Annotated in this window: 10 protein-coding genes and 1 other RNA gene; 9 read left to right on the forward strand and 2 right to left on the reverse strand. The window is 68.2% G+C overall.

The genetic code is table 11. From position 1 onward, the window contains the following. On the reverse strand, nucleotides 1–289 hold a 289-nt coding region (locus I0Q12_RS21150; protein ID WP_307846389.1), incomplete at its 3' end, for an inositol monophosphatase family protein. Nucleotides 290–321: 32 nt separating this feature from the next. Between I0Q12_RS21150 and prfB the strand changes: the two genes are divergently transcribed. From prfB to I0Q12_RS21185, 7 genes are all read left to right on the forward strand, one after another. Then, nucleotides 322–1,311, forward strand: coding sequence for a peptide chain release factor 2 (gene prfB / locus I0Q12_RS21155; protein ID WP_197254339.1), 990 nt, complete (start codon nucleotides 322–324; stop codon nucleotides 1,309–1,311). 88 nt (nucleotides 1,312–1,399) lie between these two features. Next, nucleotides 1,400–2,257, forward strand: coding sequence for a mechanosensitive ion channel family protein (locus I0Q12_RS21160; RefSeq protein ID WP_231611151.1), 858 nt, complete (start codon nucleotides 1,400–1,402; stop codon nucleotides 2,255–2,257). Further along, entirely contained in the window at nucleotides 2,254–2,814 is a 561-nt protein-coding gene (locus I0Q12_RS21165; protein WP_231611142.1) for a hypothetical protein, read from the forward strand. The genes I0Q12_RS21160 and I0Q12_RS21165 overlap by 4 nt, the downstream gene beginning before the upstream one ends. Before the next feature lie 35 nt (nucleotides 2,815–2,849). Continuing rightward, the gene (gene ftsE / locus I0Q12_RS21170) at nucleotides 2,850–3,539 is read left to right on the forward strand and encodes a cell division ATP-binding protein FtsE (protein WP_197254341.1); all 690 of its coding nucleotides are present in this window, start codon (nucleotides 2,850–2,852) and stop codon (nucleotides 3,537–3,539) included. Between the two features lie 54 nt (nucleotides 3,540–3,593). Then, nucleotides 3,594–4,499: a permease-like cell division protein FtsX gene (gene ftsX / locus I0Q12_RS21175; protein WP_197254343.1), complete on the forward strand. Its 906-nt coding sequence runs from the start codon at nucleotides 3,594–3,596 to the stop codon at nucleotides 4,497–4,499. A gap of 69 nt (nucleotides 4,500–4,568) precedes the next feature. Beyond that, the gene (gene smpB / locus I0Q12_RS21180) at nucleotides 4,569–5,045 is read left to right on the forward strand and encodes an SsrA-binding protein SmpB (protein ID WP_197254419.1); all 477 of its coding nucleotides are present in this window, start codon (nucleotides 4,569–4,571) and stop codon (nucleotides 5,043–5,045) included. An 8-nt stretch (nucleotides 5,046–5,053) separates the two neighbouring features. Next, entirely contained in the window at nucleotides 5,054–5,896 is an 843-nt protein-coding gene (locus I0Q12_RS21185; protein WP_197254421.1) for a DMT family transporter, read from the forward strand. Between the two features lie 13 nt (nucleotides 5,897–5,909). Here I0Q12_RS21185 and I0Q12_RS21190 read toward each other — a convergent pair whose 3' ends face one another. Beyond that, on the reverse strand, nucleotides 5,910–6,494 hold the full coding sequence (locus tag I0Q12_RS21190; protein WP_197254345.1) for a helix-turn-helix domain-containing protein: 585 nt from the start codon (nucleotides 6,492–6,494) through the stop codon (nucleotides 5,910–5,912). Between the two features lie 76 nt (nucleotides 6,495–6,570). On the opposite strand from I0Q12_RS21190, the gene I0Q12_RS21195 reads away from it, so the two are divergent. Together I0Q12_RS21195 and ssrA are read left to right on the forward strand one after the other, a co-directional pair. Further along, the gene (locus tag I0Q12_RS21195; protein ID WP_197254347.1) at nucleotides 6,571–7,506 is read left to right on the forward strand and encodes an NAD(P)/FAD-dependent oxidoreductase; all 936 of its coding nucleotides are present in this window, start codon (nucleotides 6,571–6,573) and stop codon (nucleotides 7,504–7,506) included. 92 nt (nucleotides 7,507–7,598) lie between these two features. Next, nucleotides 7,599–7,970: a transfer-messenger RNA gene (gene ssrA / locus I0Q12_RS21200) on the forward strand. The last annotated feature ends 51 nt before the right edge of the window (nucleotides 7,971–8,021 follow it).

Raw genomic sequence — 8,021 nt, forward strand, 5'->3', positions numbered from 1 at the left:
CGCGCACGAAGTTCTTGGTTCCGTCGATCGGGTCCACCACCCACTGGCGGCCGGAGAACACCGCGTCGCCGCCGAACTCCTCGCCGAGCACCGCGTCCGCCGGCCGCTCGGCACCCAGCACGTCGCGGACCAGTCGCTCCACCGCGAGATCCGCGTCCGACACCGGGGTCAGGTCCGGCTTGTCGCTCACCTTGAGGTCCAGCGCACCGAAGCGGGCGCGGGTGACGGCGTCCGCCTCGTCGGCGATGCACAGGGCGAGGTCCAGGTCGGCGGTGAAGTCGGTGGTCATGCCCAGAACGCTAGCCGGTAACCTTGGAAATCGTGCATCCCGATGTTTCCGCAGACCTGGCCGAGCTCGCGACCACCCTCGAGACCGTGGAAACGGTCCTCGACGTGGAGGAGCTGCGCTCGCGGCTCGACGACCTGCCGGTGCTCTACGAGCTCGCCGAGGGCGAGGAGGGCGACGACCGCGCGGCCGCGCTCGCCGACGCCGACGCCGAACGCGCGGCGCTGCGCGCCGACATCGAGGCGATGGAGGTGCGCACCCTGCTGTCCGGTGAGTACGACCAGCGCGACGCCCTGGTGAACATCCGGGCCGGTGCCGGTGGTGTCGACGCCGCCGACTGGGCCGAGATGCTCATGCGCATGTACATCCGCTGGGCCGACAAGCACGGTTACGGCGTCGAGGTCTACGACACGTCCTACGCGGAAGAAGCCGGCATCAAGTCGGCGACCTTCGCGATCAAGGCGCCCTACACGTACGGCACGCTGTCCGTCGAAATGGGCACCCACCGCCTCGTGCGCATCAGCCCCTTCGACAACCAGGGACGTCGCCAGACCTCCTTCGCCGAGGTCGAGGTCCTGCCGGTCGTCGAGACGACCGACCACATCGACATCGACGAGAACGACGTGCGCGTCGACGTGTACCGGTCGTCCGGTCCCGGTGGCCAGTCCGTCAACACCACCGACTCCGCGGTGCGCCTGACCCACATTCCCACCGGCATCGTCGTGACCTGCCAGAACGAGAAGTCGCAGCTGCAGAACAAGGTCTCGGCCATGCGCGTGCTGCAGGCCAAGCTCCTCGAACGCAAGCGTCAGGAGGAGCGCGCCGAGATGGACGCGCTCAAGGGCGACGGCGGCAGCTCGTGGGGCAACCAGATGCGCTCGTACGTGCTACACCCGTACCAGATGGTCAAGGACCTGCGCACCGAGTACGAGGTCAACAATCCGTCGGCGGTGCTCGACGGTGAGATCGACGGATTTCTCGAAGAAGGCATCCGCTGGCGCATGCGCGAGAACCAGAACCAGTAACCGCCCGACCCGGTAATCGCTCGACCCGACACTTCACAGACCCCAGGGAGGTCTCCCTCTGTTTCCCGGTAGAACGCTGCTCGACTGGCTGACCACCAACGGCCTGCTGATCGCCCTGACGGTGCTCGGCGCCGTCATCATCGCCCGGTTCGTGAGCTGGGTCGGGAACCGGATCACCCGGAACATCGACGAGAAGTACCAGGAGTCGGACGACCTGGTGCGGTCGGAGGCATCCAAACACCGGCACTCGGTGGCCCAGGTCGTGCGGTGGGTGGTCATCACTTTCGTCTACATCGTGGCGACGCTGAAGGTGTTCGACTACCTGCAGCTGCCGATCGGCAGTCTCGTCGCGCCGGCGACCGTGCTCGGTGCGGCGCTCGGCTTCGGCGCGCAGCGCATCGTGCAGGACATCCTCGCGGGATTCTTCATCATCACCGAACGCCAGTACGGGTTCGGCGACACCGTGCAGATCTCGGTCACCGGTTCCTCACAGGACGCGGTCGGCACCATCGAGAACGTCACGCTGCGGGTGACGCGGCTGCGCAACTCGGCCGGTGAGGTGATCATCGTGCCCAACGGCCAGATCAACAAGGCGATCAACCTGTCCAAGGACTGGGCGCGGGCGGTCATCGACGTGCCGGTGCCGGTCACCGCGGACATCTCCGAGGTCAACGAGATCCTGCACGACGTGGGTGTCGCCGCCTACAAGGACGGGAAGTTGCGGGAACTGCTGCTCGACGAACCCAGCGTGATGGGTGTCGAGAGCCTCGAGGTCGACCAGGTCAGCATCCGGGTCGTCGCGCGGACACTGCCTGGCAAGCAGTTCCAGGTGGGCCGCGCGCTGCGGGCACGCATCGCCGCCGCACTGAGACGCAAGGGCATCACGGTGACACCGCAACTCGACACCGTGTCCGTCGTCAACCGGGCGGAGGAGGTGGACGCATGAGCGACGCGAACAAGACCGGCGATCGGGCGAAGCCGGCCACACCCGCCAAAGAGACGACCGGCAAGGTGACGACCACCGGGACCGCGGCCGGGAACGAGACCGCGGCCGGGAAGACGCGACCGCAGATCAAGATCCCGCCCAAGCTGTTCGGCGGCCGAATGCGCACCACGACCGTGGCGATGTGCGTGACCTGGCTCGGCCTGTGGATGCTGTACCTCTATCTCAACCAGGACGAGGAACCGGCGGTCCCGGCACAGCCGGGTGCGGTCGTGATCTCGGAGACGCCGTACGTGCCGTTCGTGGCGCCCGCCGAGACGCCCGCGACGACCGCGGAGACCACCGTGCCGCAGTCCACCACGCCGACGACCACCACGGGCGCCCCCACCTCGGTACCGGCCGTCCCGGAGCCGTCGGTGACCACGACCGCGCCCACGACGACGGAGACGCCGCGGTTCCGTCTGCCCGAGTTCCCCGGCATCCCCGGTCTCGAGGGCGGCGACAGCGGTAACACCACCACCGCGAACACCACCGAACCCACCGTCGCTCCAGGCCAGTAGGTCACCATCCGGTAACAAACAGCTAGCATGGCGTCGTGATCCGCCTGGAGAATGTGTCCAAGTCGTACAAGACGTCCACCCGTCCCGCACTGGACAACGTCAGTGTCGAGATCGGTAAAGGCGAGTTCGTGTTCCTCATCGGACCGTCGGGCTCGGGCAAGTCGACGTTCCTGCGACTGCTGCTGCGCGAGGAGACACCGACGTCCGGCGACGTCCACGTCGCGGACTTCCACGTCAACAAGCTCTCCGGGCGACGGGTGCCGAAGCTGCGGCAGTCCCTCGGCTGTGTGTTCCAGGACTTCCGGTTGCTGCAGCAGAAGACGGTCGCCGAGAACGTCGCGTTCGCCCTCGAGGTGATCGGCAAGCCCCGGTCCATCATCGAACGCACGGTGCCCGAGGTCCTCGACCTGGTGGGTCTCTCCGGCAAGGCGGACCGGCTGCCCGGCGAACTGTCCGGCGGCGAACAGCAGCGCGTCGCGATCGCCCGGGCGTTCGTGAACCGTCCGCTGGTGCTCATGGCCGACGAGCCGACCGGCAACCTGGACCCCGACACCAGCCAGGACATCATGATGCTGCTCGAACGGATCAACCGCACCGGCACCACGGTCCTGATGGCCACCCACGACCACCACATCGTCGACTCCATGCGCCGGCGCGTCGTCGAACTCGACCTCGGCCGGGTGGTCCGCGACGAAGCGCGCGGCGTCTACGGCGTCGGCCGCTAGCAGGCGCCGGCCCCCAGCTCTCGACCGCCCGGCAACCGAAGGACTTCCCACCCGATGCGAGCAAGCTTCCTGTTCAGCGAGGTCGTGACCGGCCTGCGCCGCAACCTCACCATGACCGTCGCGATGATCCTGACCACCGCGATCTCCCTCGGCCTGTTCGGTGCCGGTCTGCTCGTCGTGCAGATGGCCGACAAGACCCAGAGCATCTTCCTCGATCGGGTGGAGGTGCAGCTGTTCCTCACCGACGACGTCTCGACCCTCGACCCCGACTGCGAACAGGACATCTGCCGCACCCTGCGCAGCGACCTGGAGAACACGCCGTCGGTGGTGTCGGTGCAGTACCTCAACCGTGAGGACGCCGTCGCCGACGCGACCGAACGTGTCTTCAAGGACCAGCCGGAGCTGGCCGAACTGGTCAGCGCGGAGAGCTTCCCGGCGTCGTTCAAGGTGAAGCTGTCGGACCCGGACCGGTTCGGCATCATCCAGGACGAGTTCGGGTACCGGCCCGGCGTGGAGAGCGTGCTCAATCAGAAGGACCTCGTCGAGCGGCTGTTCAGCGTGCTCTCCGGTGTCCGCAACGCGGCGTTCGCGATCGCGGTGGTGCAGGCGATCGCCGCGATCCTGCTCATCGCGAACATGGTGCAGATCGCGGCGTTCACCCGCCGCACCGAGGTCGGCATCATGCGCCTGGTCGGCGCCACCCGCTGGTACACCCAGCTGCCGTTCCTGCTCGAAGCGGTCGTCGCCGCGGTGATCGGCGCGGTGCTCGCGATCGCGGCGTTGTTCACCGCGAAGAGCGCCTTCGTCGACGATGTGCTCGCCGACGTGTACGACGCCAACATCGTCGCCCGCATCACCACCAGCGACGTGGTGCTCGTCTCGCCGATCCTCGTGATCGTCGGGGTCGGCATGGCCGCGATCACCGCGTACGTCACGCTGCGCCTGTACGTGCGTGAATAACCGGTTGCCGGAGGTTCCTATGCTGGACGGTGTTCTGTTCGATCGCTCGTGGACCGGAAGGGCCTGCACGTGAAGGAGAAGGGCCGGAAGGTCATCGCGACCAACCGCAAGGCACGCCACAACTACACCATCCTCGACACCTACGAGGCCGGCATCGCCCTCGTCGGTACCGAGGTCAAGAGCCTGCGCGAGGGCAAGGCCTCGCTCGTCGACGCGTTCGCGACCGTCGACGACGGGGAGGTGTGGCTGCGCGGACTGCACATCCCCGAGTACGGCCACGGCACGTGGACCAACCATGCGCCGCGACGCACCCGCAAGCTGCTGCTGCACCGCCGCGAGATCGACGCGCTCGTCGGCAAGTCCCGGGAGGGCAACCAGACGCTGGTGCCGTTGTCGATGTACTTCTCCGACGGCAAGGTCAAGGTCGAACTGGCCCTGGCGAAGGGCAAGCAGGACTACGACAAGCGTCAGGACATCGCGCGTCGCACCGCCGAGCGGGAGGTCACGCGTGAGCTCGGCCGCCGCGTGAAGGGAATGCGCCGCTGACTGCGGTCCTGCTCGCTCTGGTTGCCGCGGTCGGCTACGGCGTGAGCGACTTCGTCGGGGGTGTCGCCTCCCGGCGCATCGCAGCGCTGCGGTTCGTCGTCGCGTCGTACCCGTTGTCGCTGCTGCTGGTGCTCGCGGTGGCCCCGCTGGTGGGTGGGGAGATCACCCTCTCGTCCCTGGCGTGGGGTGCGGTCGCCGGGGTCGCCGGCGGGGTGGCGATCTGGTGGTTCTACCAGGCGCTCGCCGAGGGACCGATGTCCGTGGTGTCTCCGGTGACCGCGCTGCTCGTGGCGGGCATACCCGTGCTCGTCGGGCTCGTGCTGGGAGAGCGGCCGGGCCCGCTCGCCTATGCCGGTATCGCGCTCGCACTGCTCGCGGTGGTCCTGGTCAGCCGCGAATCCGACGAGGACGTCGGCGGCAGCGCGCACCCGCGGTTCACCGCTCGGGTGGCGTGGCTGACGTTCGCGTCCGGGCTCACCTTCGCCCTGATGTTCGTGGCGATGAATCAGGTCCCCGAGGGAACCGGGTTGTGGCCGCTGGCGATGGCGCGGCTGACGGCATCGGTGGTGGTGGGCGCAGTCGCGCTGGGCGCCGGGATGCTGCTGCGGCCACCACGGCAGCTGTGGCCGTTCATCGCCGGCGTGGCGGTGCTCGACGTCGTCGCCAATGCGGCGCTGATGTTCGCGTTCCAGCACGGCATGCTGTCGATGGTCAGCGTGATCGGCGCGCTCTACCCCGCGGCGACGGTGCTGCTGGCGACGACGGTTCTCGGCGAGCGCGTCGGCCCCGATCGACGGATCGGCATGGTGCTGGCGGTCGCGGCGGTCGCGATGATCACATTCGCGAGCTGAACGTCGCTGCGCACTAGCTTCGCGTGGAACCGGCACCGCGGCTGCTGGCCCGCAGGTGGATGCGTTCGCCCTGCTTACCGAACAGCGTGAGCAGTTCGACGGGGCGGTCGTCGGCCGGGCCCAGCCAATGCGGGATGCGAGTGTCGAACTCGGCCGCCTCCCCGGCCCTCATGGTGAGCTCGCGGTCGCCGAGGATCAGCCGCAGACGCCCCGAGAGCACGTAGAACCACTCGAAACCCTCGTGCGTGCGCGGCTCGGGTAGTGCGTCGTCGGGGGTGAGGATCATCTTGTAGGCCTGCAGATTGCCGGGCTGCCTGGTCAGGGGGATGACCGTCATCGAACCGACGGTGCGCGGCCGGGCCGTCACCCGCGGATCCCCGACCTCCGGTCCGACCAGCTCGTCGAGCGTTACCCGGTAGGCGATGGCGATGGGCAGCAGCAGGTCGAGCGTCGCCCGCCGGAGCCCCGACTCGAGCCGGGAGAGGGTGCTCACGGAGATGCCGGTGTCGTCGGACAGGTCCTGCAAGGTGATGTCCCGGTCCTGGCGCAACGCCTTCAGGCGCGGTCCGATCGCGGCGAGGCGGGCGGTGAGGTCCATGCGTCCAGCATGACCTCCCGTTGCCGATACGGCAAAGAACATTGCCGCATTTGTTGGCCGCTGGGAGGCTGGGTGGATGGAATTCGACGTGATCGTCCTCGGCGGCGGCGCCGCCGGTCTCAATGCCGCACTCGTCCTCGCACAGGCCCGCCGGTCGGTGCTGGTCCTCGACGACGGCACGCCGCGCAACGCGCCCGCCGCGCACCTGCACGGCTATCTCGGATTCGACGGCCGGTCGCCGGCGGAGTTGCTCGCGACGGGCCGCGACGAGGTCCGGCGCTACGGCGGCCACATCGAACACGCCCGGGTGCGCGGCGTCCGAGCCGGTGACGACGGCTTCGTCGTCGACCACGACGGTGGCGCCGTCACCGCCCGGCGGCTGCTCGTCGCGACCGGACTCGCCGACGAACTGCCCGACATCCCCGGACTCGCGCAGCGGTGGGGCAGCACGGTCGTGCACTGTCCCTACTGCCACGGTTCGGAGGTGCAGGGCCGGCCCGTCGCGGTCCTGGCGAACACCCCGGACATGGCGGCCCACCAGGGGCTCCTTCTGCGGCAGTGGTCCGACGACGTGACGCTGGTCCGCGGCTGGGACCGCACCGAGACCGATCTCACCGGCGAACAACTCGAACGGCTCGAGGCCCGCGGCGTCGTGGTCGTCGACGGCCCGGTGGTCTCGGTCGCCGGAGGCGCCGACGACATCGAGGTCACCCTGGCCGGCGGCCGGGTGCTCGAGCGGGCGCGGTTGTTCGTGGGCGGGGCGCTCGTGTTCACCCCGCGGGACGCGGTGCTGCGGCAACTGGGGTGCGCGCGGACCGACACCCCGGCCGGCAGTTACGTGGCGGTCGACGCGCAGGGTGCCACCAGCGTTCCGGGTGTGCGGGCGGCCGGCAACGTCGTCGATCCGATGGCGAATCTGATCGTCAGCGCCGCGGCCGGAGCGAGCGTCGCCGCCGCGCTGAACAGGGAGCTGGTCGAAGCCGACTGCCGGGAGGCGCTCCAACTGCTGTGAGGCGCGTCATGTGAACGCACCGAAAAATGGGAATGACAGCACCCGAATCGGACGTTATAGTCGGTAGTCCTGCGAAGGTCGCAGGTACGTACGGGGCTGAACGGTTTCGACTGCGTACGTTCAACTAGGGGAAGCGTGTCGGTGCAGGCAAGAGACCACCGTAAGCGTCATTGCAACCAATTAAGCGCCGAGTCTACTCAGCGCGAGTACGCCCTCGCTGCCTGATCAGCGATCGCGTCTCTGTCAGCCCGGGTTTGCTCTCGACCCGGATCCTGGCATCGACTAGGGAGCTCTACCGTTCGACTCGGTCACGGAGTCGGGCGGGACATCAAACAGTGACTGGGATCGTCATCTCGGCTTGTTCGCGAGACCGGGAGATCCAAGTAGAGGCTTAGCGAACTGCACACGGAGAAGCCCTGGTGAGGCGGCGGAGGACCCGGGTTCGATTCCCGGCAGCTCCACCAAACCCCAGGTGAGAGATCGAATACGGTCTCTCACCTGGGGTATTTTTTCGT

It is taken from the genome of Rhodococcus sp. CX (assembly GCF_015865005.1).
GTDB lineage: Bacteria > Actinomycetota > Actinomycetes > Mycobacteriales > Mycobacteriaceae > Rhodococcus.

Excerpts from the sequence above, each read along its gene's own strand:
- I0Q12_RS21195 (WP_197254347.1), top strand. The coding sequence starts at position 6,571 with ATGGAATTCGACGTGATCGTCCTCGGCGGCGGCGCCGCCGGTCTCAAT.
- I0Q12_RS21190 (WP_197254345.1), bottom strand. The coding sequence starts at position 6,494 with ATGGACCTCACCGCCCGCCTCGCCGCGATCGGACCGCGCCTGAAGGCG.
- ftsX (WP_197254343.1), top strand. The coding sequence starts at position 3,594 with ATGCGAGCAAGCTTCCTGTTCAGCGAGGTCGTGACCGGCCTGCGCCGC.
- I0Q12_RS21165 (WP_231611142.1), top strand. The coding sequence starts at position 2,254 with ATGAGCGACGCGAACAAGACCGGCGATCGGGCGAAGCCGGCCACACCC.